Source organism: Komagataeibacter swingsii (genome assembly GCF_003207895.1).
GTDB classification, from domain to species: Bacteria; Pseudomonadota; Alphaproteobacteria; order Acetobacterales; family Acetobacteraceae; genus Komagataeibacter; species Komagataeibacter swingsii.
Genome location: NZ_NKUB01000010.1, coordinates 15,273 through 39,201 on the forward strand (window position 1 = coordinate 15,273; position 23,929 = coordinate 39,201).

Here is a 23,929-nt window from a genome sequence, read left to right on the forward strand (position 1 = left end):
GTCGGCACCCCGATCTGATCAGAGTAGGGCGGGTTCGTATCCCGAAAGAAACAGGACGGCCGCATTGCATGCCATTTCCTGATTTAACGGGCTGGAGTGAGTGTGGTGTGCTATTGTGTCGGGCTATATGCTGTCGGCTTGAAACGCAGGATTTTATGGGTAAAATATTATGTAAATATATGGAATGTGATGGTAATATTTTGTCGTTATCATTGGTATGCATGTTGCGGTAGCCGCCGTGTGGAATAAGAAAGCTGTTGGGCAGGAGATGAAAAAATCTGTATGCCTACATATCAATTTCTTGAGGATAACTGTATATTATGGAAATTTTTATATAAATAATAGTTTTTTATTATTTTTTTGGATGAGTTGATATGAAACGTATTGTTTATGAAGATGATGAATTGAAATGTTTTTTTCGATCAGATAGCAGTCGTTTCCTGTTGATAACGTTTAATGACATGATATTCGATAGTAGAGGAGATAGATTTTTTGCGGACACTGTTGCAATAAATGCAAATATTTCTGCTTTGGGCATTGTATCAAAAAAAGCAAACTGGTTCCCGAAAAATAGTATGGATTTGTGCTATGAAAGCGCGGAAAAAATAATAAGCGCGTTTGATAAGATAGTTATATACGGCGCCTCAATGGGAGGGTATGCCGCCATAAAATATTCGAAGCTTTTTGGAGCGGATACAGTAATATCATTATGTCCGCAGTGGTCTATAGATGCAGAAGAATGTAATCTTGTTGATGATTACTGGAAGTGTCATTTCAGATCCGATATGAAAAATATGGGCATTCAATCCGACGATATGCAGGGTAGCATTTTTATATTTGTTGATAATCTACATAAGACAGACATGTTTCATGCGCTTCGGATAAAAAAAGAATCCGGGAATGTACAGATAGTCAATGTTCCATTAGTGGGACATGACATTACACCGGTAATGTCTGGAACGGAGTCCATGAAGAAGATCATAGAATGCTGCATAAACCGGGATATTGGAGCGTTGAAAAATATCAGTAGGGAAAGGCGGAGGAAGAGTTTTTATTATAAGGAAGCAATAATAAAAAGAAAATACAGGAATAAAAAAATAAAAAATCTTGTTGTATTTTTATTTAAAAAAACCAGAAATATAAATCATAGATATCGTCAGTTCCTGAAAAAAATCCGCATATAATGAAATCGTAATGCAGTATGGTGTTCATTTTCGATGTGGAGTGGACAACTTACCAACGCCAGCCTGCTGGCGGGCATTGTCTAGTAAGTAAGGCTTGACAGGTCTGTATGTAATAAGCGTAACAGTGAAACTGACTACATACTTGTGATTTGTATATAATTTTTATAGTAAAGTTATTAAATAAATAAAATATTTTTGTTCATTCTCTGTTATTTATTAATTAAGTAATGAGCAGAAATATAACTATTATATAATTTTTCTCCGGTCATTTGCAGAAATTTTTACAAAAAATGTTTGTCATTCAAAAGTAATTTCATGATATAATATTACAGTAAGTCTCTCAGTTTGTGTCAGTATATCTTAGAGACTATTTGAAAAGTCAACTTGTGATAGCGCTTTAAAATTAAAGGAAGTTTTTGGTGAAGCTTTTTGCAAAAGCTTCGAAAGAACGCCGCCTTTTTAAGAAAAAGGCGATACCCAAAACTTTTATTGTTTTTTATCAATGGGTTGGTTTCAAATAACTTCTTATGGTCTACACCATATATTCCAAAGTCGTATCATGCGATGACTTCATTGTTTAAATGGAGTTTGGTATCTTTCTTTGTCGCATGGACGTGCGCTGTGACCGGCTGCGATGATATCGCGCGTATCATCGTCATGCTTCTGGCGCCGGGTTGGACTGCGGTGCTCATATCCTGTTGCCTGTTGCACGAAGGCGGAAAGGAGCGACTGTCTTGTGACAGGTCATCATGGTGGATGATGACGGAGGGACCAGGTGGATTCGCATCATATCCCGCACGATAGTAATGGACGGCATGGCAAACGATGGCCGATGGCTATTCGGCATCCGGTTTTGTGGAAAGAGTGATAATTGGGGCGGCGCTCCCGGTAAAGCATGGCTGGAAAAAATTCAATGCCAGCAAGCGGCAGGGGTATCATATCGTATATATTTTGAAAAACATAGTGCTGTAGTGGAAGGGCGTATTACCTGACTGACTATGGATGAGGGTAGGAACATATTCTTAAACCAACGGTATTTAGGCAAAATGTAGCATATATATGAAAAATAATGTTTACCGTTCAGATACCATCTTGCAGACTTTAGATACATATCATATGTAGCTTAACAATGTGGCAATCAAAAGGCATCTTTATGTCTTTGCGTTGAAATTTGCAGTAATTAAAAATAAACAAAAAATATAACTAATTAAATGATGATAAGGTAAGAGCCTAAATGAAGAAAGCGGAAGCAACATTGCCGACGTTTTCAGCAATGGATTATGTGCGCGATGCCGCGGTGGGCTTGTTTTATTATAAGCGTTCCGTAGCTTTTGCGTTTGCAATTCCTGTTGCTTTTGGTGTCCTGTTCGCGCTTAAGGCGCATACCTCTTATGTCGCCCAGGCCAAATTGCTGGTTCTATACAGTAATGATTACGTTTTTCACCCCGGTGCGCGGGATACGGGTAACGACATTGCGCTTGACCGTAATGAAATCATGCAGGGCGAACTGGAGATCCTGAACAGCCAGTCCCTGATCGAGCATACCCTGGAAAAGTTGGGCGTGCGGGTGGTTTACCCGTCATTCCGGGGCAAGGACAGGAAAGAACTGCCGTTTGCGGCCCAGCGCCTGCTGCGGGACTTTTCCATTGCCGCGGTGCCGCAGGCTAACGTGATCGAACTGAAACTGCGCAATAATGACCGCCAGGTAGCGCTTGATACGTTATCCGCCATTATTGACGAATACCTGGCCGATCGTGCTGAAATTTTCCAGCGCCATGTGACATTTGGCAGTGAAAAGGCGCGTCAGGACATCACGAACGAACTGAAGGCGGCAGAAGACAATCTCGTTGCCTTCCAGGAAGCGCACCAGATCAGCGACCTGAAGGAACAGACTGTCCTGTTGCTTCACCGCATCAGCGAAATCGCCGATGAAAAGGAAGGCGTGGCAGGTGAAATCGGGAACCTGAAGGCGCAGAGCGCGACACTGGTCCAGGCGTTGCAGGATCTTCCGGCGCAGTCGCTGATCTATCAGGAAACCGATATTTCGCAGGAACACAAGATGCTGACGGACCGGTTGACGCAGCTTCAGATCCAGCAGGCGGATCTGAAGGGGCGTTACCAGAATGACTATGCGCTCGTCCGCAATGTGCAGCGCCAGATCAACATGGTGCAGGGCAGCCTGCACCGCACGCCTGCGCGCGAAACCGTGGTGCAGCGTACGGGTATCAACACGGTTTATAACGAACTGTTCCAGCAGAATCTTCTGCTGACATCCCGCCTGCGTGGCCTTCAGGCCAAGCTTGATGGCCTGAGCGACGAACTCAATGGGCTGCAGGGACGTTCGGACGAACTCGTCTCGCTGTCAGGGCAGTATCATGCCCTGCAACGGACCCGCGATGTGCTGGAGCAGAGCTATCGCGTCATTGCCCAGAATGCGGAAGAAACCCGTCTGGCGGCCGAACTTAATCCGGAAAATGACGCCAATATCCGCATTATTCAATCACCGGCTTCCCCGGCAGGTGGGCGAAGCTTGCGGTTTGTCATCCTGGTTCTTGGCCTGATCGTAGGCTTCGGTTCAGCCGTGATCATGCTGGCGGCCCGCCTGCTGACGCAGCAGGTTTTCCTGACCCCGTTCGATGTCGAGCGCCGTACCGGCATGCCGGTCATTGCCAGCGTGATGGATGCCGGTGCGCCTGCGCCCACATGGATATCGCCGCACACGGATGCGCTGGTTAAACAATGGGCTGGATGGCTGCTGGTGAGGCTGCGGAAATGAGCAACCAGACCCGGCCCGTTGTCCTGCTGCCGCGTTTCATGCTGGAAGAAGTTGCCGCGCAGGTGACGCATCTCATACCGGTTGCCAGTGGCAAAAGTTGCATTCTGCAGATGGTGGGGCCTCACGGTGGTGAGGGTGTCTCCTCCATGGCGCAGGATCTCTCCATTATCACGTCGTTCGGTCAGGGCATGAAGACGCTACTGCTGTGCGTGGGGGCGCTGGATGATGAACAGCAGGCCGTATTCCCGGGCATGGATGATCCGGCCCAGTGGGAACAGAGCAAGGACTTCCCGCCATGGTTCCGCTTCAAGCGGTATCACGACGACAGGCTGTGTGTGGGCTTTGCCGATTCGTCGGTCATTGTCCAGACAGTGGACTGGGTGATGCTGCTGCAGGCCGCGCGGAAAAAATTCGACCTGGTCGTCTGTGATACCCCGACACCCCGGGTTTCGCCCATTGCGCTCAACTTCGTTCCCTACGCCGATATCTGCCTGATTGTTATTTCGGCGGAACATACCCTTCAGCACGAAGTCGCGGTCCTGCAGCGCAAGATTGCCGAAATAGGGGGCAATGTGGATGGTGCGATCCTGAACCGTCGCCGTTTCCATGTCCCCAAGATTGTTTATGACAGAATGTAAATAAAACACAAAAAATTATATAGCGAAGATAATAAAATGATAAATATTGATAAAAAAGTATTTGGTCTGCATTTTGATATGCTGACGGAACGGGGTGTTGCATCCATGGTGCTTTCAACCGTCTGCAAACCGGACGATGGCGTGCAGCTTGTTGTTACGCCCAATATCCAGCATATTTCATTACTTGAAAAAAATGAAGATTTCCGCCGTGCTTATGCTTCGGCCCGTATCGTGACGTGCGATGGTTTCCCACTGTACTATTATGCGCGCATGCGGCGGGTTCCCATAATCGGGCGGGTAACCGGACGGGGTATCGTGGAAGCCCTGCTTGCTGATCCCGCCCGTCTGGCCAGCCAGCGGCTTTTTCTTGTCGTGCCGGATCAGGAAACCCAGAATGCCGTGGTATCATGGGCCGGGCGCAATGGTCTGACGCATGCGGTCAGGACCATTATCCCGTCCTGTGGCTTTGTCGATAATGACGCGGAATGCCGCCAATTGGCGCACGAGATTACACAATTCGCCCCCACCATACTGCTGTTGTGCGTTGGCGCGCCGCAAAGCGAGGTATTCGTGGGGCGCTACCGTGCCCTGCTGCCGGCGTGCTGGGCCTTGTGCATTGGCCAGGGTGTCAAGGTGGCGCTGGGGCTGGTGCGGGGTGCGCCGCGCTGGGTGCAGGCCGCCAATCTGGAATGGCTGTGGCGCATATTGCAGGAACCGCGTCGCCTGGCATGGCGGTACGCGGTATCTGCCGCAGGGTTCCTGCGCGCCATGTGCAAGGATATAGCGCAGGGCAGGACATGACGGACCGTTCTGCTCCCCCACCATATGACCCGGGCTGCCCCCTTCCGGTATCGGGAGGCGCGGGGCGCGTGCCCTGCATGCCCGTAGCCGATGCCGATGGCGCCGCACGGGCAAACGCGCCGGGGCGGGGTGTCGCCGCCTGGGTGTCCCGCCGGCGCCTGTTCCATAATCGTCCCCGGCGGATTGTGCTGGTTGGCGATATGGAAATGGTCACCCGGCTTGTCGCCCGTCTGCGGGCACGGGCTGACAGATACAGGGTCGTGGGCCAGTTCTCATGCCAGCAGGGGGCCGGCGAGTGGCGATGTGATGGTGATGTCAGCGACCTGCTGGCCTTCTGCCATGCCAGCCTGCCCGACATGATCGTTCTTGCCCTGGAAGACATGGAACGCCAGCGCATGCGCGACCTGCTGGCCCGCCTTATCATCCTGCCGACCGAACTGCGGCTGGCGATGGATATCCTGCCGCCCGGTTTTATAGGCGATGATTTCAATGCCGATTTTGGCATGTGCCTGCTGCCCGTATGCCAACGCCCCCTTGATGGCTGGCGTGACATCGTCAAGCTGGCGGAAGACAAGATCATCTCCCTGCTGGCGCTGGTCATGCTGGCCCCGCTGTTCCTTGTCATCGCGCTGCTGATCAGGATTGACAGTCATGGCCCGGTATTTTTCCGGCAGAAACGCTATGGCTTCAATAACGAGATCATAAATGTCCTGAAATTCAGGACGATGTACACCGATCAGGAAGACCTGAGTGGCCGGCAGATGACAGTGCGTGGGGACCAGCGCGTGACGCGGGTGGGACGCTACCTGCGTAATCTCAGCCTTGATGAACTGCCGCAGCTCGTCAATGTGCTGATGGGGCAGATGTCGATCGTCGGTCCGCGCGCCCATGCCGTCGCCATGGAGGTATGTGGCCGGCCGTATGAACATGTGGTGGAGGGCTATTCCGCCCGGCACCGCGTAAGGCCCGGCATTACCGGCCTTGCGCAGGTCAATGGCAGCCGGGGGCCGCTGACCACGGTGGAAGCGGCACGGCGCAGGGTGGAATACGACCTGACTTATGTCGCGCACTGGTCCTTATGGCTGGATATCCGGATTATTATCAAAAGTGTCTGGATCGTTTTCTTCCGCAGGGAAAATGCGTTTTGATCGGGCGTCATGATTCTGGTCGTGCCGCCTGGTCCATGATATGTGGCTATGGAACAAGATGGGGCCATCCTTTCCATTATGATCGATTACGTCACCGATTTTGCAGATCAGGCCGATATTCTGCCGGTGGTGCTGACGGTTGCCTGCATCATGGGTCTGCGGGGATGGTGGCAGGGCATGTATGTATGGAGCGTAGTGGTCGGCCTGACGCTGGGGACCATGCTGCTGCTCAAGATCGCGGGGCTGTACTATGCCTGGCTGACACAGGGCGTGGTCGTAAGCCCCAGCGGGCATGTCGCGTCGGCATGCGTGGCGTATGGGGGGCTGCTGGTCCTGCTGTTGCGCCGGCAACTGGTGCGTTATCCCGTCGCCATGCTGGTGCCCCTGCTGGTCGTGGCGCTGGTCATTGGGTACACCCGGTTGCAGTTGCAGGCCCATACCATGGGCGAGGTTATCGTCGGCGCCCTGGTCGGGTGTATCGGGGGAATGGCGCTGGGCATGAAATGCGGGCCGGTGCCGCCGTCGTTATGGGGCTACCTGTTGCCGTGCGTCCTGTGCATCGCCATGCTGTTTCATGGTTTTCACATGGGGGCGGAAGTAACGATACGACACGTCTTTTCCCCCGAAGAGCTGTTTCCAACACATCTGTAATGCACATGGGGCTGAATTTTTGACTGGCTGTCCCTGCATTGTTGCTCGCGGGCAGGAGATGTCCTCCTGCCTTACCCCAGCGGGGCGGCGTACTGCCTCTTCGCCTTTCATGGTCATGTAAAAATCTGATGTCTATTTTCCATCGGCCTGTGGCTTTCTGTATTTGCCTGCTGCTGGCAGGTTGTGTGCAGCATATCCCCATCCATCCGCAGCGGGCCGCGGAATTCGTGCCATGGGTCGATGAGCCGCCAGTGCATCCGCTCGAAGCGGGGGACAACCTGGCGCTGCGGTACATGCTTAACCCCGAACTCAACAACAACAGCCTGCCAATCGGGCCGGACGGACGCATCAGCCTGCCGTTGCTGGGGCCGGTCATGGCGGCGGGACAGACGGTCGAGGAATTCGACGCCCGCATCCGCCTGCGTTATGCCAGCATCCTGCGTGACCCGCAGGTTGACGTGCTGGTCAACAGCTATGGTTCGGCACGGGTCTATGTCGGTGGTGAAGTCAAGACGCAGAGTGTGATCGACCTCAAGGGACCGACCAATGTGCTGCAGGCCGTGCTGGCCGCGGGCGGCGTCATTGAAACCGGCAGCCTGGAGCGCGTCGTGCTGATCCGCCATCGTTCAGATGGCAAGCCGATGCTGCGGCGGATCAACCTCAAGCGCTATATCGGTTATGCCGATGCCAAGGATAACGTGCTGCTCCAGCCCAATGACATGATATACGTGACAAAATCCGATATTGCGTCGTTTGACCTGTTTATCGACCAGTATCTGAACAAGGCCATCCCGATGAACAGGACGCTTAACCTTAATACCGGTGCCAACGGGATGTTTTACTGATGGGCGGGGCAGGGTCATTCAGGCCGCGTGTCCTGATCATTGCGGAATCGTGTAACCCGGAATGGGAAAGCATTCCACTGGTGGGCTGGTCGCATTACGAGGCCCTGTCCCGCATTGCCGATACGTATCTTGTCACCCGCTCGCGCAACCGTCCCGCGCTGGACCGTGCCGGACTGGTGGAAGGGCGGGACTATACCGCGATCGATACCGAGGCGCTGGTGCGGCCCATGGCCCGTGCCGTCGAATGGATCAGTGGTCCCAACAAGGGATGGGCCATGCTGACCGCCTTGAGCATCCCGTCCTACCTGTTGCTGGAACATGAGGCATGGCGGCGCTTTGGCCGTGGCCGGCAGGCCGGGCGTTTTGACATAATCCATCGCCTGACCCCGCTCAGTCCCGCGGTACCCAGCCTGATCGCGGCACGGTGCCGGCGGGCGGGCATTCCGTTCGTGCTGGGGCCGATCAATGGCGGCCTGCCATGGCCGAAGGAATATCCCTCCCTGCAGACGCGCGAAGGGGAATGGATATCGCGTTTTCGCGGTCTGTACAAATACATGCCATGGGCACGCTCCACCCGCAGGGATGCCGCCGCGATCATGGTGGGCGGGCGTTCGGCATTGCGCGATCTGGACCGTAAATGGCGCGACCGGGCCGTCTATGTTCCTGAAAACGGGATTGACCCGACGCGTTTTCCCGATGCGCCGACACGGACAGCGCAATCATATGCCGCCCGCCCGCTGCATGTCGTCTTTCTGGGGCGTCTGGTGCCGTACAAGGGCTGCAACATGCTGATCGAGGCCATTGCGCCCCTGTTGCGGGCCGGACGCATGACGCTGGAAATCATCGGGTTCGGCCCGGAGGAAGCGCGCCTGCGGGCCATGGTGGCGGACGAAGGGTGCGCGGGCATGGTGCGCTTTGCTGGCAAGACCCCGCATCCGGAACTGGCGGGGCATCTGCGGCAGGCGGATATACTGGCTTTCCCGTCCGTGCATGAATTTGGTGGCACAGTCGTGCTGGAGGCCATGGCGATGGGTGTGGTGCCCATCGTGGTGGATTATGGCGGACCGGCGGAACTGACATCCCCGCAGACCGGCTACCTGCTGCCCCTGTTGCCGCAGCAGGCGCTTGTTGAGGCCCTGCGGCAGGTGCTGGACGCCATAGTGGCTGATCCGGGCCAGCTCGGTGCCCGTTCACAGGCCGCCATGCAACGGGTGAAGACCCTGTTTACCTGGGATCACAAGGCCCGGCAGACGCTGGAGGTCTATCGGTGGGTGATGGGGCTGCGCCCGACCCGCCCGGACTGGGGGATGCCCCTGCGTGATGTCCAGCCCGAGCAGGGTGCATGAACTTCCTGCTGTCTTTTGCCGAGCAGGCGTTTGGTTCCCTGCTGACCTTTTTCATCAATATGTGGATGGCCCGCAACGGGGCGCAGACAGCGTATGGTGTCTATGCCTTCTGGCTTGCCATTGCGTGGATACTGGGGTCGGCGCAAGCCACGCTTGTTACATCCCATCTGCTGACCATACCGCATAAAGACGGCCCGGAACGTACGCAGGTGGAACGGCTGTTCCTGAGCGTGCAGATCCTGTTTCTCCTGTTGACCATGGCCGGCATCTACGGGCTGAGCTGTGGCATGCGGGCATATGGGTCACCGTTTTATGCCAGTGCGGCGGCGGTGTTCATTCCATCGTTTCTCCTGTTCCAGTATGTCCGCGCGTTTGCGTTTTCACGCCAGCGTACCCGCCTGGCCATGTTTCTGACGGGTGGGATACTGCTGCTGGCTGTCTGCCTGCTGGGGGCGGACCATGCCGCCGGACATCCTGTAACGGTCGATCGCAGCCTGCTGCTTACCGCGCTGGCCTATGGCGGCGTATCGACTGGCATGCTGCTGTATCTGGCGGGGGGAATGACGCCATTGTGGCGCTGGGCCGCAATCAGGCCCAACCTGCATTACCTGCACAGTTCGGGCTGGCTGCTGCTGGGCGCGGGGTCTGCGGAACTGATCAACCGGCTGTACAGCTTCGTCGTGGCGGGCTGGTATGGCACGGCGGCGCTGGCCCTGCTGACTGCGGTGCAGGTTGCCATCCGTCCGGCATGGATGCTGAGTGCCGCATGGATGTCCGTGGGCCTGCCGCGCCTGTCGCAGATGTGGGACAGGGGCGAGGCGCACAGGATCGTGCGCATGACGACACTTGGCACGCTGGGCTGCGCCGCTGGCAGCATGATCTGGTCCTTCATGGTGATTGGCGGATGGCACTGGATTGCGCATACGCTGTACCATGACCGTTACGACAGCGTGGGGATCGTGCCGTATCTGTGGATGGGCAATGTCATGCTGGGTGGCGCGGTAACCGCACTGAACTGTACCATGCTGGCCATGCGTAAATACAGGATACTGGCGCTGGTTGACCTGGGCGGCGCTGTGGTGACATGCATGGCCATGGGGGGGGTGATCGTGGCGCATCTGTCTTTTCCATGGGTGGTCTCGGCAACCATGGCGGGGCAGTTGGCGCAGTGCCTCCTTATGTTGCCGCTGGCACTGCGTGCGCTGGGTGTGGCGACGGCCCCCGCGCGGGCACCGCATACCGATGGGCGCGCGGGCAACTGATCCGCCATTTTTCCATGTCGATGATGGCGATGAACAGGGCGACCGCAAGCAGGGAATTATTGGAAAACAGGTTGGATTCCGTGAAATTGTGGATAACAAGCGCCACAAGGAAACACAGGTAGAAAAAGGCGGTCGGCGCGCTGAGCAGTCCCGTCCGCCATGCCTGGCTGCCGGGCTGCATGTATTTCTGGATGCGGATCGCCATCAACAGGTAGTACAGCAGCGTGCTGATCCCCAGCACGAATCCGATGATTCCCCCCGTCGCCAGCAGGTCCAGATAGCCTTCATGCGCTTCGTTGATGTGCGCTTCCTCACCAAACCACATATCGGTTTTCAGGCTGGGCTGAATGGCGGGATCAATGGACCAGAAGGAGGAAAAGCCGGCCCCCAGCCATGGGCGGCGGGCAATTTCGCCCAGCATGAAGGACCACAGGTCCGTACGGCTGGTAAATGTCATGCCCCGTAGCGGCAGAAACGGATCGATACCGGTCGCACCACACCACGCCAGATAGCTCAGCATGCTTCCCAGCATGATTGTCAAGATGGCCGTATAGACAAGCAGCTGGACAAGAAAGCGCTGCATGGACACCCAGCGCAAGCCATAGGTTATGCAGGGTACGACCACGACAATGGCTTCACTGGTCTTGGATTTGGAGGCGACGAGCAGCAGCAGCATCAACCCGATCGCCCCCACCGCCAGGCTTTTCTGCCACCGCGTGCGCAGCAGCCACATGCCACTTATGGTTGCAAGCAGGCCATACATCATCAGCAGGCCCGTCTGGTTTTTCTGGAGTTGCAGGCCCGCCAGCCCTTCCGGCGTCATGGCGTAACCGGGCATGATGATCCAGACCGCCATGTCAGCGGCGGCGGCAAGGATGCAGGAAATGGCGATGACGACATGCAGTGTCGCCGCCTTGCGCAGCCCTGCCAGCAGGATCATGGTCAGGGCCAGTTGCACGAAAGCGAACATGATGCGGCGGCCTGCAATGGGCGGGTCCAGCGCCCATGTCACACTCAGGATGAAATAAACGTAGACCAGCATGAGCGGCCATGATGCAAGGGCCAGTCGCGCGATGAGCCGCCAGCGCATGATGGCCACGGGCATGCTGCCCGCCAGCAGGATCAGCCAGATGAATCGGTTGAGGGGGCTGACATGATCCGAGGCGGCGGCAATCGTGGCATCACGATTGAAATCGGGAATGCCGATGATCGTGTACAGCAGCATGGCCGAGAGCAGCACGAGCGAAAGATTGTTGATCCATGGCGCGGGCGTGGGAAAAACATTGCCGGCATGGGGGGTCGATACCGCTATTTTTTTTTGCGGGGCTTGCATTGTATATCACCAGCCAGTCATCTTGTTGGCAGATCATAGAGGCAGGAGTTGGGTTTGCCCACGCCGGAAATCAGCATTGTCATTCCCTGTTATGACAGGATCGCCCTGCTGGAACGCACGCTTGCGGCGTGCCTGCGGCAACAGGCGCCCGACGGGGTTGTATGGGAAATCATCGTCGCCGACAATCACCCCGACCAGCTTGCCGCCCCCATGGTGGCGCGCCTGGCGGGGGGGGCGGTTCCCGTAAGGCATGTCATCGCTGGCGAACGCAATATCGCCGCGGCGCGCAATGCCGGCGTTGCCGCGGCCCGCGGGCGGCTGGTGGCGTTTGTCGATGATGATGAAGCCCCGGAACCCGGCTGGCTTGCCGCGCATTACACGTGCCACCAGCGTACGGGCGCGGATGCCACGTTCGGCCCCAAATATCCTGTATTCGAAGGGGGGCATGCCCCGTCATGGGACCCGGCGGGCGCGTTCTACACCACGGATTTCCGTCTGCCGCCCGATACACGCATCCATCCCCTGCGCTGGTGGCCGCCACAGCCCCGTGGCCTGGGAACCGGCAATTCGATGCTGCGCCGTGATACCTGCCTGGCGGGCGACCATCCTTTCGACGAAGTGCGTGGCGCCAGCGGGGGTGAAGATACGCTGCTGCTGCTCAGGCTGGCGCTTGAAGGGCGTAGCCTTGTATGGTGCCCGGATGCGCGCGTGCTGGAATTCAATGAAGCCGGCCGCCTGAATCCCGACTACATGGCCCGTCGCGTGCGGCGTAGCGGGCGGCATTCACTGCAGGGACGCATGTCCATCAGCAGGCATCCGCTGCTTGCCGCGGTGCAGGCAGGCGTGGTCGGGCTGGGGCAGGCTGTCGTCTATGGCATCTTGTGGCGATTGACCGGACGGATGAAATACCGGATGCAGATGAACAAGGGCATCGGCAAGATCGGCCTGTCCGGCCTCGATTTCATTCCCGAGGGACGATAGGCGCCGCCATGCGATCATGTGGCAGGTCGGTCTGCATCGTGACCCCGCCTGCCGAGCGTGCCCCGTCCTGCAGCGCGAGGGTGACTTCCGTCACATGCAGCGCCAGTGCCGCATCCATGCGGACCGTGGCCTGACGCGCCACCTGTGCCGCCAGTTGTGCGACGCCACGGCTGAAATCCATATGATGCCCGCCCTGCGTGCGCGGGACGCGGCGGCCGTGGCGCACGGGCAGCCGACGGCCCAGCAGCAGGCCGGGCAGGATGGGCGAGAGGTATTTTTCCACCTTGCGTGTCAGGCGCGCGGGCAATGTCATGCCGGTGGGGGAAAAGCGCAGGGGCGTATGGTATTCCCATACATCCGCCATGGACAGCACGCCATGCTCGCACACGACCCGTAGCGTGCGGCTGGACGGGGCGATAATGCTGTTGGTGATGCGCGCGACGACATTGCCATCGAATTCCAGCATGCCGACCGACAGGTCCGGGCTTATGACACTGCCCCCCACCTTTCGTACCTTATCGGGCAGGAGGCAGGTGCTGTAGGCCGTGACCCGGCGCACGGGGCCAAACAGGCTGACCAGTGGCGTGATCTGGTATCCCGCATGTTCCAGCGTGCAGCCGACTTCGAATTCGTCACGCGCGGGCCATGGCGCGCCGGATATGCTGCGCCAGGTTTCAGGACGCAGGAATGGGACAAGCCCGTCATCCATTTCCGCCTGCGCCATGAGCGGCCGCCCGAAACGCGCGCTGTCCGTGCGCAGGAGGTGGCCCATGGCCTGCACCACATCGCTCAGGTGATTGCACGGCGCTGCCGCCAGCCACAGCCCCTTTGCCCGCGCCAGGTCCACCAGGTCGCGGGCCTCATCCATGGTCATGCCCAGGGGCTTTTCGGAATAGACATGGCGGCCTGCTTCCAGCGCCCGGCGGCTGACGGCATGGTGGGAGCGCGGATTGGTCAGGTTGACGACCATCTGCACGCTGTCATCAGCCAGCAGGGCCTCCATGCTGGCATAGGCGGGAATGGCATGGAATTCGCAAAATGCCCGCAGGCGGTCGGGGTTGTGGTCATAGGCGCCAGCAAGCGACAGGCCGGACAGGCCGGGCAGCGTCTGCATGTACATATCCGCGACGTAACCGCAGCCAACCAGTGCAATCCTCATGGGCGCCTTACCATTTCCATACCGTGTTTAATTGATTGTCGACTATACCCGTTTGGCGGTATTGAAACAGGGTCTCCAACATTCTGGCTGCATGTTTTTTATCCCATGAAAATACTTGTTACAGGTGCCAGTGGTTTTGTGGGCGGCCATATCGCGCATATGGCGCGCCAGTTGCCGGACACGACCGTTCTGTGCGGCCGACGTGATGGTGCGGCGGGCAGTGTCCATCTTGACCTGCTGGACCGCTCATCCGTGATGCAGGCCCTGCAGGGGGTCGAGGCGGTCATCCATTGCGCGGTTGGCGACCGGCGCGTAACGGTGGGGGGGACACGCATGCTGCTGGAATGCGCGCGGCAGTGCGGCGTGCGGCGCGTGGTCCATATCAGTTCCATCGCGGTTTATGGCGCGGCACAGGGCAGCGTGACGGAGGCGACACCCTGTATCGCCATCACGGGAAACGGGTATGCCGCATGGAAGGCCGCGGCGGAAGCCGAGTGCCTGCAGGCGCAGGGCGTGGAGGTGGTGCGCCTGCGTCCCACGATTGTATATGCCCCCGACAGTCCATTGTGGGTTGAAAGCCTGGTCCGTCGCATCCGCTCAGGATGGTGGGGCACATTTGGCGTGGCAGGCGAGGGCACATGCAATCCCGTGCATGTCGCGGATGTGGCGCGCGCGGCGATTGCCGCCATGCATGTTCCACAGGCGGCTGGCATGGCGTTCAACATCAATGGCGCGGATACCCTGTCATGGAATGACTGGTTCCGCCACATGGCCTTGGCCGCGGGCGAACCCCCGCTGGTTCCCGTATCCGCCACGCGGTTGAAAATATGGCGGCTGGCAGCGCTTCCTTTCCGTGTGATCCGGCGGGTTGCGCCGCGTTACTGCCCGGCATGGGTGGATATGGTGCCCGCCGATAGTGAAATGGTGCTGTTTGGCCTGCGCGCGACCTATCCCGCCACGCTTGCCCGCACGGTGCTGGGGTGGGCGCCACAGGTCGGTCTGGATGAGGGAATGCGCGCCATTACGGCTACCTATGCCCGGTCTTCCCATGGGATTATGGCATGATGACGACAGGCATCCCCACAGTTTCCATTGTGATCTGCACCTATAACCGGCCCCGCCTGCTTGAACGTGCTGTAGGCACCTGTGCTGACAGTATCAGGGAAAGCGGCCTGGTGGCGGAAATCGTGATTTCGGATAACGGCACGGGTGGTTATGCCCCACGGCTTGCCGAACGGTATGCGCAGGCCCCGTTTGCGGTGCGGTGCGTGACATCCGCGCCTGGGAATATCTCGGTTGCGCGCAACACGGGCATCGCCGCGGCACAGGCGGAAATCGTGGCGTTTCTGGATGATGACATGGAAGTTGGCCTGACATGGCTGCGCCATCTGCATGAAACCCTGCAGGCCAGTGGGGCGGATGTGGCGATTGGCCCGGTGCGGCCGCGTTTCGCCGGGGGAAGCCCCCCGGCATGGGACCCGGAAGGCGCGCGCTATACCCGTGTGCTGGACCGCCCTGATGGCACGCCGCTGGGTCTTGATGGCCGGCGGCGCATACGGGGGTTTGTGGTCAGCACGGCCTCGTCCATCTGGCGGCGGGCAACCTGCTTTACCGACAGGGAACCCTTCGATCCTGCCTTTGGCGCGTGCGGGGGGGAAGACCTCGACCTTTTCCTGCGTGTGGCGCGGCGTGGCGGACGGCTGGTATGGTGCGGGTGTGCGCAGGCATGGGAAAGCATACCACCCGCGCGCATGCAGCTATCATATCAGGTCATGCGGGCCTATAGCGGGGGGCAGGTCTATGCGGGCATTTACGTCCGGCATGCCGCCCGTCCGGTCGTGCGCGCGGCGGATATCATGCTGCGTGGGGCGGTGCAGATCATCATGGCGCTGGTCCGGATCGTGATCCTGTTGCCGCGCTTCGTGTCGGGCCGCCTGCGGCCGGACCCCGCCATGGCGAATGCCGTCCTGCTGCTGGCGGGGGCGGCAGGAAAGGTCATGTGGCGCAACAGGATACCATTGTACCACATGGAACAGGCCCGGCCAGCCGATCAGTTACAGCCGGATATGCTGTCGCATACATAGGAAAACGGCTTGTCGATCGGGTCCGTCCCTTCAATGGTATAGGAATGCGCGGTAAAATCATGCCGCGTCTCGAACCACGGGCGCGCATGTGCATCCAGCCCGTCGGTATAGGTCGTATGGCCGATGACAAGGGAATGCTGTGTATAGGGCTGCCCCGTTGCCGCCTTGATCCCTTCGATATCGATCATCTTGCCCAGGCGGGTCACATTGTAGGTATCGCCCGTGGATGTGCTGGTACACATCTGGAAACGGGGGGAACCAATACATCCGGCATGGGCTGCCACGGGCGCGACCAGGGTCCATCCCGCGATGCCCAGCACCGGGAGGGCGGCGCGTATCAGCATTTTGTGTACCATGAACATTGACCGCTCTGGCTGCATATCCGCCGTGAAACACACTGTGTCGTCTTGAAGGGCAGGATATTGGGGGGAAGGGGGTTGTCGGTGGAAAGCGGCGCGTTGGGCGTTACTTCCAGTGGTTCATTGGGCACGGTGTCATAGCTATTGTCGCATTGCGGGATGTGGCGGCACGCGCCTTCGGTGCAGTCCCATACCCACCGACATACCGCGTGCGCCGGGGCAGGGGAAAGCGCCAGTCCGGCCACCATGCCCGCTGCCACCATCGCACGCAGGGCCGGGCGTGTGTGCCGTATCATACGAAGGCAGGCAAGAAAGGGTATGGAGTGCACAGAGGACCTGACGGGCTGTTGACCATGAAACCACATTAGGCAAAGGAATGGGAAGCATATGGTCGATTGTCAAAGGGAAATTGCATGCACCAGTTCAGCCGCCGACTGTTTCTTGGGGGAATGGGGGCCGCGCTGCTTGCCGCTCCGGCCAGGGCGACGACAGGGCATGAATTCTACTGCGGCCTGAACTGTTCGGGCCTGGAAGACAATCCCCCCAATGCGCCGACCCGGGCCATGCTGGCGACCTACGCCGCGCAGGGCGTGCGTCATATCCGCCTGCCCGGCCTGTGGGAACATTTTCAGGACCGGCCCATGGGGCCGTTGAACGATGCGGCAGTCGCCCAGTACCGTAACGTGGTCACGACGGCCCATGCGCTTGGCATTTCGGTCCTGTGCGAGCCATGTCATAATTACGGTGGCCGGATGATATTCGGCACGGCGCAGAAATTCGGTGGCGGTATCCTGACGGCGCAGATGTTTGCGGATTTCTGGATGAAATTTGTAACCGCCATGCATGATGCACCAGGCGTTGCCGGGTGGGACCTGATGAATGAGCCTTCCGACCTGGACGGGGACACCTTGCGGGCCAAGGCCGCGGCATGGGTCGACGCCGCGCAGAATGCCATTCATGCAATCCGTAACGCCGGCAATCATCTGCCGGTGCATGTCGAGGGGTACGGGCATTCCAGCGCACAGGCATGGGCGATCAATAATCCGGACCTGCATACGCTCCATGATCCGCTGGACCGCCTGGTGTTTTCCGCCCATTGCTACCTGGATCGTGACAATTCCGGCCAGCATTATTTCTGGGATGAGGAGGTCGCGGCGGGCGACCAGGTGAGCAATGGCAGGATGTCGGACAATACGGGTGTGGAAAGGTTGCAGCCCTTTATCCGTTGGCTGCGGCAGTACGGCAGACAGGGCAATATCGGCGAATGTGGCGCAGGGCAGCGAGACACGCCCGACCGCGCGGGCGATGCTGGCTGGCTGGCCGTGCTTGGTAAGACCATAGCCTGCTGCAAGGCGGAAAAACTGCCTTTTTACTATTGGGGCACGGGACCGGATCTGGGTGTAGGCTACCCTTACGGGCTTGAACCGCGCGATGGCGTCATGCCACCACAATGGACAGTATTGAAACACTATCTGTAACGTGCGTTCATGCTGATCCGCTAACCTGCGGGGTCAATGAAATCCGGCTTCCGTCCGCGTTGGGTGCACGGAGTGCCACAGCCGGATCAGAGGCGCAGGGACCGGGCGCCAGGCAACGTGTGGCGTCGCACGGCCAGGGCGATGTCGGAAAGGAACTTAGCATTGCGCGGCAGTATTTCCGTCGCCCTCCGGGTTTTCGGGCGGCCGCTCCGGTAGCTGGCAGGCCCGTTTCGGGCATGGCCGTGATTTCCCGGCCCGGCCCGGCCAGTCAGGAAACCCTGACCCGGCGTCGTGGCGATGTCCCGGTCCATGTGAGGTACCCGCCTTGCAGGGGAAGTGTTTCCCCTGCGCACGGGCCGGCACGCGGAGATAGGCAGGAGGGGCGGGTTGGTGTTATTCATGCCCCATGAAGTGCAGGGACAGGAGTGACACGGATAAGGGAATGGGACGCCGCTATGTGTATCGGCGCGATCCGGTGCGGGTTCCGTTCGCGTTGGCGGCCCGCCAGCAACGGGGCGGCAGGGGATGCGGATGATGCCAGCCGGTCCTGATATGGCCGCCCCCCCGGTTGATGGTCCGCCCGCGGGCAGCCCGGAACTGGGGCAGTTCGCGTTACGGATACCAGGCATGCACCTGAACAAGCTGTTGCAGGTGCTGGAATCACGCGGGGTTTCCGTTACCCATATCCTGGCCCGTTTCGGGCTTGACCGCTCCGGCCTGCGGCAGGGGGGATCGCATATCCTGTACGGGGATTATGTGCGCCTGCTGGACAGCATCCTGACGGAAGTCACGCTGCCGGGGCTGGGTTTTCTGGCCGGGCGGCATATCAATGCAGCCGATTTCGGGGTGGTGGGCTATGCCTGCATCAGTGCACCGACATGGCGGGAAGCCATAAGTCGCTTCATCCGGTACCAGGCCCTGCTGGGCTATGGCATCCGCATCCGGCAGAACCTGGTGGAAAATGCCAGCCATGCCGTGATCGGCGCGCACGTCCTGCCTGAACTGCCCGCGCGCACCCTGCTGTACCTGGTGGAAGAATGGCTGGGCAACTGGAGCGCATGGCTGGAAACCAGCGGGCTGGAACTGGCGGAAATCTGCCTGGTGGTGCCACGACCGGATCATGCGGCGTTATACATGCGGTATTTTTCCTGTCCGGTACGGTTTTCATGCACGGAAAATGCAATTCGCATCTGTCGCAGCCATCTGGGCAGCATGCCCGAAATGGCGAATGACATCGCGGCCAACATGATGGCGGATTACTGCGAAAACATGCTGGCGCGGATCAACCACAGCCTGAGCATGGTCGAACGGGTCCGACAGAGCATAAGTGCGCAGTTCCGCACCCCGCCAAATGCCGCGCGCCCCACGCTGGAGGTCGTCGCCGCCGATCTGGGCATGGGCGCGCGGACCCTGCGCCGCATGCTGGCGCTGGAGGGCATGCGCTTTCAGGACCTGGTCAACGAACACATGGCCCGCCTGGCGCAGGCCATGCTGCGCGACAGTGACCGTTCCATCAAGGAAATCGGCTTTTCGCTTGGCTATACCGAAGTATCCGGCTTTCACCGCGCCTTCCGCTCATGGACCGGCGTGACCCCCGGCGCCTATCGTGAGGGCCGGGACGGATAGGCATGGTTTGCACGCATATAAAGTAAACTACGCATTATTGATATCTTGCAGGAATATGCCCATCCCCTATCGTAACGGTCCCGCTGTCGTACATGACCATGTCGGTATCATGAATGGAAACCGTATTTCTAAGAGGCTGTTTGAAAACAAATCATTGATAAAAAATAATAAAAGTTTTTGGGTGCCGCCTTTTTCTCAAAAAGGCGGCGTTCTTTCGAAGCTTTTGCAAAAAGCTTCACCAAAAACTTTCTTTAATTTTAAAGCGCTATCATGATCTGACTGTTTCAAACAGTCTCTAATGACAGGATGAGTTTCAACTTGCTGGAATATTGAATTTTTATTTGTGGTTATGACAACGCTCGGATGCATGGCACGCCGGTCGTGCATGGACTGGTGGTTTTCCTGGCCCGCTGGCTGCAAATGGACGCGGCAGGCATAAGGCGCTCAGGCGTACACGGCGGGCACGGCGGTATGCCTGCCGCAATCAGGCGGGCAGGCCATGGCGCGGGAACGGTCCGTTAACAAGGGAGATGGAGTGGATGGCACGGCTTATTATCAGCGCGGATGGGGCCGATAACGTGGCGGGATGGCGCGCAGCCTTCCATCATGTCGCCCCGGATCTGGAAACCTGTTCGTGGTATGATCCAGATCTGGAATTGCGGGCGGATGATTACGCGCTGGTCTGGACGCCGTCCTCCGCTGATCTGGCCCGCATGAAGGGATTGCGGGCCATCATCTGCACCGGGGCCGGGGTCAACCATCTGCTTGATGATCCTGCTTTTCCCGCCCATGTCCCGCTGGTTCGCATGGGGGGGGACCAGACGGCGGCCCTGATGGCCGATTATGTCCTGTGGGCGGCGCTGGGACTGCTGCGGGACGCCCGCACATGGGCGCTGCAGCAGGCGGCGGAGGTCTGGCGTAACAACCGCGTGTCACGCACCTGCGCTGAAACGCGGGTGGGGGTCATGGGCATGGGGCATCTGGGCGCTTATGTGGCGCGTCACCTGCGCCATGTCGGTTTCGTGGTGTCAGGCTGGCGGCGTTCGGCGCGGGACGTGCCGGGTATCCGCGTCTTTGCCGGTGACGCCGCATTGCCCGATTTCCTGCGTGACGTGGATATTCTGGTCAATCTGCTGCCCAGCACGACGCAGACGCGCGGCATGATTGATTACGACCTGCTGAAGCAGTTGCCGCGCAAGGCGGGCCTGATTAACGTGGGGCGGGGCAACCATGTGGTGCAGGCCGATCTTGTCCGCGCGCTGGACGACGGGGTGCTGGGCGGCGCGGTGCTGGACGTGACCGTGCCCGAACCCCTGCCGGCGGGGGATCCGTTATGGCGTCATGAACGGATCACGGTTACGCCGCATGTGGCATCCGAAGCCTCGCGGGAGGCACAGGTGCGTTATGTCGTGGATGTCATTGGCCAGATGGAACGCAACGAACGTCCCGCGCTGCTGTGCGATCCCGGCCGCGGGTACTGAAACTATCACGCATCCGTTCGCGACGCGGCACCATCATGTGCCCGGTTGGTCGGGGTGGATGCGTGACCGCAGGCCGGACAGGGAAAGCGCAGGCGGTCGCGCCATCATGCTTGACCGTGGCCACGATCCGGGCTTTCAAGGATGGACGGCAATGGACTCTGCCGGACCATGATGGTCGAACCGTCCCCTGCATGGGGGCTGATGATTCCTACCCAATGCCATTGCGGCAACAAGGGAGGAATCCGTGTAGGGTCATAGATATCATGTCCGCATGCAGGCCCGGGGCGTGGCCTGTTGTTCCATGAAAAAAGCCGGGTCTGGCGAATATCAATGAATATTGACGTAATCATGCGCGATGGCTGCCGTGTGGCGGCCGTGTTGCTGAAATGGGCGTGTATCCTGGCCGGGCTGTCGGCATGTGTTGGCAGTGCGTGCGCGGTGTTCCTGTGGCTGCTGGATCAGGCGGCGGGGACGCGGCTGTCCCATCCATGGCTGCTCTATGGCCTGCCGGTGGCGGGCGTGGCGGTCGGCCTGCTCTATCACTGGTTTGGCCGCACGGCGGAGGGGGGCAATAACCTGATCGTGGACCAGATTCACGAACCCGGCGGTGGCGTGCCCCTGCGCATGGCGCCACTGGTGCTGGTGGGGACGGTTGTCAGCCACCTGTTCGGCGCATCGGTCGGGCGTGAGGGCACGGCCGTGCAGATGGGCGGCAGTATCGCCAGTGCGATCGGGCGGCTGTGCCGCCTGCGCGACCCGCATGAAATCCGCATCCTGCTGATATCCGGCATTGCCGCGGGCTTTGCCGCCGTATTCGGCACGCCGGTTGCGGGGGCTGTGTTCGGCATGGAGGTGTTGCGGGTAGGGCGTATTGAATATGGCGCGCTGGTTCCCGTCATCCTTGCCGCCACGGTGGCGGACTGGGTCTGCCATGCATGGGGGATCGAGCATGTGCCCTATACCCTTGGCTTCCATGGTTATGCCGGGCGGGATGGGCGTTTTTTCCATGCCGACATCATCCTGCTGGCCAAGGTGGTGGTGGCGGGCGTGGCCTTTGGCCTGGCCAGCCTGCTGTTTGCGGAATCCGTGCACCGGGTTGCGGCGGTGTTGCGGCGGACCTGCCCCACGCCGTGGCTGCGCCCCGCCATTGGTGGGGCCGTGACCATTGCGCTGGTATGGGTATGCGGGTCACGGGATTATCTGGGGCTGGGGATTGTCGCCCCGGAGGATGGGGGCGCGTCGATCCTCGATTTCTTCGGTCCGGCGCACTATCCGCTGGCATGGGCGTGGAAGCTGGTCTTTACCGTTGCGGTACTGGCGGCGGGCTTCAAGGGTGGGGAGGTTACGCCCCTGTTCTTTATCGGCGCCGGTCTGGGCAATGCGCTGTCCGGTGTCCTGCATGCGCCGGTGGACCTGCTGGCGGCGGTGGGATTCGTGGCCGTGTTCGCCGGTGCGGCCAATACGCCGCTGGCCTGTACGCTTATGGCGGTTGAACTGTTTGGCGCGGCGGATATTGTCTATTTCGCTACGGGCTGTTTCGTGGCCTATGTCTGTTCGGGGCATTCAGGGATCTATCTGGCGCAGCGTATCGCGGTGCCCAAGCGGTACGCGGCCCGTACGCTTGCGGGCGTGACGCTGCGGCAGGCGCGTGCGGGATATCGGCCGGATCCGTCCACCACATCCGCCCCATCGGGCGAAAAGGCATCACCATGACCCTGTCCCACGCAACAATCACATCGGGTCGCATGGGCCGCGCCTTGGCCATGGGCGGCCTGTGGCTGGCGATGCTGTGCATCGGGCCGGTTCCTGGCGCATGGGCGACGGAAGCCGCGCATCCTTCGCCTGCGGAACAGCGGATCATGACGCAGCGCATCACAGCGCTGCCCGCGCGGGAGCGCCCCGGTGTCATGGGGCAGGACATGGCATGGCGGATGACCACCTTCCTGTGCCAGGACGCAGCCCGTTTGGTGCTGGTGCGCAGGGGCGCGCTGCCACACCGCTTCTTCCTGCAGGATGATCGCCCCGCCAGTCAGGTCGTGGTCAGTCCGGCCCTGATAGAAGGGCGCGGCCAGTACATGCCGGCCACAGGCCCCATGCGCTGGGTGGCGTTTGCATGGGCCTGCCACCTTGACCCCGCGACCGGCCATGTCGTGCATTTTGACGTAAATCCCGCGACACGGCAGGGCGACGGGCCATGATGCGGTGGCTGGCGGCAGGTATCAGCCTCGGCCTGTCCTGCCTTCCGGCCTGTGGTCATGCCCGTGTGCCGCGGGATTGCGCGCCCCGTCATATGGCCATGGTGCTGGATGATGGACAGGGTGCGTTTGATGGCATGATGCACGGCGGAATGTGGCTTGTGTTGCGCAATACGGGTCCGGGGGCCTGTTCGCTGGCTTTATCCGGCCCGCTGTCATTCGAGGATGCGCATCATCACGCCATCCCGGTCCAGTGGCGGCGGACCGTGGCCGCGCCAGGCGGCGTACTGTATCCGGGCGGGCAGGTCAGGACAGCCCTGCGCTGGGTGTCGGGCAATGCGTTCGATCCGGGTTACTGCATCACCCCGGCAACATTGGTGCTGCCATTGCGCAAGGGCGCGCTGCGACAGCCTTTTGGTCGCAGCCTGTGCGCCCCGTCCGGCGCGCCGCCCACGCTGGAACAGCAGCCGTGGCAGGCAGGGCCAGCACGGCAATAGACTGAAGACCATGTAGAGGTTTTTGGTGAAGCTTTTTGCGAAAAGCTTCGAAGAACGCCGCCTTTTTGAAAAAAGGCGGTTCCCA

General features: G+C 59.2%; 23 protein-coding genes and 1 riboswitch. Of the genes, 19 read left to right on the forward strand and 4 right to left on the reverse strand.

All coding sequences use genetic code 11. The features are described from left to right. Positions 1 to 374: 374 nt before the first annotated feature. The 9 genes from CFR76_RS17710 (at position 375) to CFR76_RS09160 (ending at position 10,651) form a co-directional block, all read left to right on the forward strand. On the forward strand, positions 375 to 1,184 hold the full coding sequence (locus CFR76_RS17710; protein ID WP_146222654.1) for a hypothetical protein: 810 nt from the start codon (positions 375 to 377) through the stop codon (positions 1,182 to 1,184). Between the two features lie 1,408 nt (positions 1,185 to 2,592). Beyond that, positions 2,593 to 3,960 carry a GumC family protein gene (locus CFR76_RS09125; RefSeq protein WP_146222655.1) on the forward strand — a complete coding sequence of 456 codons (1,368 nt, stop codon included), beginning with the start codon at positions 2,593 to 2,595 and terminating at the stop codon, positions 3,958 to 3,960. Next, a complete protein-coding gene (locus CFR76_RS09130; protein ID WP_110556858.1) occupies positions 3,957 to 4,598 on the forward strand; it encodes a P-loop NTPase family protein in 642 nt (213 codons plus the stop codon). The genes CFR76_RS09125 and CFR76_RS09130 overlap by 4 nt, the downstream gene beginning before the upstream one ends. Positions 4,599 to 4,703: 105 nt before the next feature. Next, complete coding sequence (locus CFR76_RS09135; RefSeq protein ID WP_167402092.1) at positions 4,704 to 5,399, forward strand: WecB/TagA/CpsF family glycosyltransferase; 696 nt, start codon at positions 4,704 to 4,706, stop codon at positions 5,397 to 5,399. After that, positions 5,396 to 6,547, forward strand: a complete 1,152-nt coding sequence (locus CFR76_RS09140; protein WP_167402093.1) for an exopolysaccharide biosynthesis polyprenyl glycosylphosphotransferase — start codon at positions 5,396 to 5,398, stop codon at positions 6,545 to 6,547. The genes CFR76_RS09135 and CFR76_RS09140 overlap by 4 nt, the downstream gene beginning before the upstream one ends. 48 nt (positions 6,548 to 6,595) lie before the next feature. Further along, complete coding sequence (locus tag CFR76_RS09145; RefSeq protein ID WP_110556861.1) at positions 6,596 to 7,198, forward strand: phosphatase PAP2 family protein; 603 nt, start codon at positions 6,596 to 6,598, stop codon at positions 7,196 to 7,198. Positions 7,199 to 7,383: 185 nt separating this feature from the next. Beyond that, positions 7,384 to 8,043: a polysaccharide biosynthesis/export family protein gene (locus CFR76_RS09150; RefSeq protein ID WP_167402094.1), complete on the forward strand. Its 660-nt coding sequence runs from the start codon at positions 7,384 to 7,386 to the stop codon at positions 8,041 to 8,043. Continuing rightward, on the forward strand, positions 8,043 to 9,389 hold the full coding sequence (locus CFR76_RS09155; protein ID WP_110556863.1) for a glycosyltransferase family 4 protein: 1,347 nt from the start codon (positions 8,043 to 8,045) through the stop codon (positions 9,387 to 9,389). Before CFR76_RS09150 ends, CFR76_RS09155 begins: the two co-directional genes overlap by 1 nt. Further along, positions 9,386 to 10,651: a lipopolysaccharide biosynthesis protein gene (locus CFR76_RS09160; protein ID WP_110556864.1), complete on the forward strand. Its 1,266-nt coding sequence runs from the start codon at positions 9,386 to 9,388 to the stop codon at positions 10,649 to 10,651. The genes CFR76_RS09155 and CFR76_RS09160 overlap by 4 nt, the downstream gene beginning before the upstream one ends. On the opposite strand, the gene CFR76_RS09165 is transcribed toward CFR76_RS09160, so the two are convergent. Then, a complete protein-coding gene (locus CFR76_RS09165) occupies positions 10,566 to 11,984 on the reverse strand; it encodes an O-antigen ligase family protein (RefSeq protein WP_110556865.1) in 1,419 nt (472 codons plus the stop codon). The genes CFR76_RS09160 and CFR76_RS09165 overlap by 86 nt on opposite strands. Positions 11,985 to 12,038: 54 nt before the next feature. On the opposite strand from CFR76_RS09165, the gene CFR76_RS09170 reads away from it, so the two are divergent. Then, positions 12,039 to 12,965 (forward strand): glycosyltransferase family A protein, encoded by a 927-nt coding sequence (locus CFR76_RS09170; protein ID WP_167402095.1) that lies wholly within the window; start codon positions 12,039 to 12,041, stop codon positions 12,963 to 12,965. On the opposite strand, the gene CFR76_RS09175 is transcribed toward CFR76_RS09170, so the two are convergent. After that, positions 12,946 to 14,124: a Gfo/Idh/MocA family protein gene (locus tag CFR76_RS09175; protein ID WP_110556867.1), complete on the reverse strand. Its 1,179-nt coding sequence runs from the start codon at positions 14,122 to 14,124 to the stop codon at positions 12,946 to 12,948. The two genes, CFR76_RS09170 and CFR76_RS09175, sit on opposite strands and share 20 nt — an antisense overlap. Positions 14,125 to 14,229: 105 nt before the next feature. Between CFR76_RS09175 and CFR76_RS09180 the strand changes: the two genes are divergently transcribed. Then, positions 14,230 to 15,189 (forward strand): NAD-dependent epimerase/dehydratase family protein, encoded by a 960-nt coding sequence (locus CFR76_RS09180; protein WP_110556868.1) that lies wholly within the window; start codon positions 14,230 to 14,232, stop codon positions 15,187 to 15,189. Continuing rightward, positions 15,186 to 16,208 (forward strand): glycosyltransferase family 2 protein, encoded by a 1,023-nt coding sequence (locus tag CFR76_RS09185; protein ID WP_110556869.1) that lies wholly within the window; start codon positions 15,186 to 15,188, stop codon positions 16,206 to 16,208. The genes CFR76_RS09180 and CFR76_RS09185 overlap by 4 nt, the downstream gene beginning before the upstream one ends. Here CFR76_RS09185 and CFR76_RS09190 read toward each other — a convergent pair. Continuing rightward, complete coding sequence (locus CFR76_RS09190) at positions 16,175 to 16,552, reverse strand: hypothetical protein (RefSeq protein WP_110556870.1); 378 nt, start codon at positions 16,550 to 16,552, stop codon at positions 16,175 to 16,177. The genes CFR76_RS09185 and CFR76_RS09190 overlap by 34 nt on opposite strands. Beyond that, on the reverse strand, positions 16,546 to 16,863 hold the full coding sequence (locus CFR76_RS09195) for a hypothetical protein (protein WP_110556871.1): 318 nt from the start codon (positions 16,861 to 16,863) through the stop codon (positions 16,546 to 16,548). The genes CFR76_RS09190 and CFR76_RS09195 overlap by 7 nt, the downstream gene beginning before the upstream one ends. Positions 16,864 to 16,980: 117 nt before the next feature. On the opposite strand from CFR76_RS09195, the gene CFR76_RS09200 reads away from it, so the two are divergent. From CFR76_RS09200 to CFR76_RS09225, 7 genes are all read left to right on the forward strand, one after another. Further along, positions 16,981 to 18,045, forward strand: coding sequence for a glycoside hydrolase family 5 protein (locus CFR76_RS09200; protein WP_110556872.1), 1,065 nt, complete (start codon positions 16,981 to 16,983; stop codon positions 18,043 to 18,045). Between the two features lie 531 nt (positions 18,046 to 18,576). After that, on the forward strand, positions 18,577 to 19,671 hold the full coding sequence (locus tag CFR76_RS09205; RefSeq protein ID WP_244191857.1) for an AraC family transcriptional regulator: 1,095 nt from the start codon (positions 18,577 to 18,579) through the stop codon (positions 19,669 to 19,671). 55 nt (positions 19,672 to 19,726) lie between these two features. Further along, a complete protein-coding gene (locus tag CFR76_RS17715) occupies positions 19,727 to 19,945 on the forward strand; it encodes a hypothetical protein (RefSeq protein WP_146222657.1) in 219 nt (72 codons plus the stop codon). A 265-nt stretch (positions 19,946 to 20,210) separates the two neighbouring features. Continuing rightward, positions 20,211 to 21,152 carry a 2-hydroxyacid dehydrogenase gene (locus tag CFR76_RS09210; RefSeq protein ID WP_110556944.1) on the forward strand — a complete coding sequence of 314 codons (942 nt, stop codon included), beginning with the start codon at positions 20,211 to 20,213 and terminating at the stop codon, positions 21,150 to 21,152. Positions 21,153 to 21,290: 138 nt separating this feature from the next. Beyond that, positions 21,291 to 21,370: riboswitch (Fluoride riboswitch) on the forward strand. A gap of 112 nt (positions 21,371 to 21,482) precedes the next feature. Continuing rightward, positions 21,483 to 22,865, forward strand: a complete 1,383-nt coding sequence (locus CFR76_RS09215; RefSeq protein ID WP_110556874.1) for a voltage-gated chloride channel family protein — start codon at positions 21,483 to 21,485, stop codon at positions 22,863 to 22,865. Then, positions 22,862 to 23,350 (forward strand): hypothetical protein, encoded by a 489-nt coding sequence (locus tag CFR76_RS09220; RefSeq protein WP_110556875.1) that lies wholly within the window; start codon positions 22,862 to 22,864, stop codon positions 23,348 to 23,350. Before CFR76_RS09215 ends, CFR76_RS09220 begins: the two co-directional genes overlap by 4 nt. Further along, entirely contained in the window at positions 23,347 to 23,844 is a 498-nt protein-coding gene (locus CFR76_RS09225) for a DUF4232 domain-containing protein (RefSeq protein WP_110556876.1), read from the forward strand. Before CFR76_RS09220 ends, CFR76_RS09225 begins: the two co-directional genes overlap by 4 nt. Positions 23,845 to 23,929: the final 85 nt, after the last annotated feature.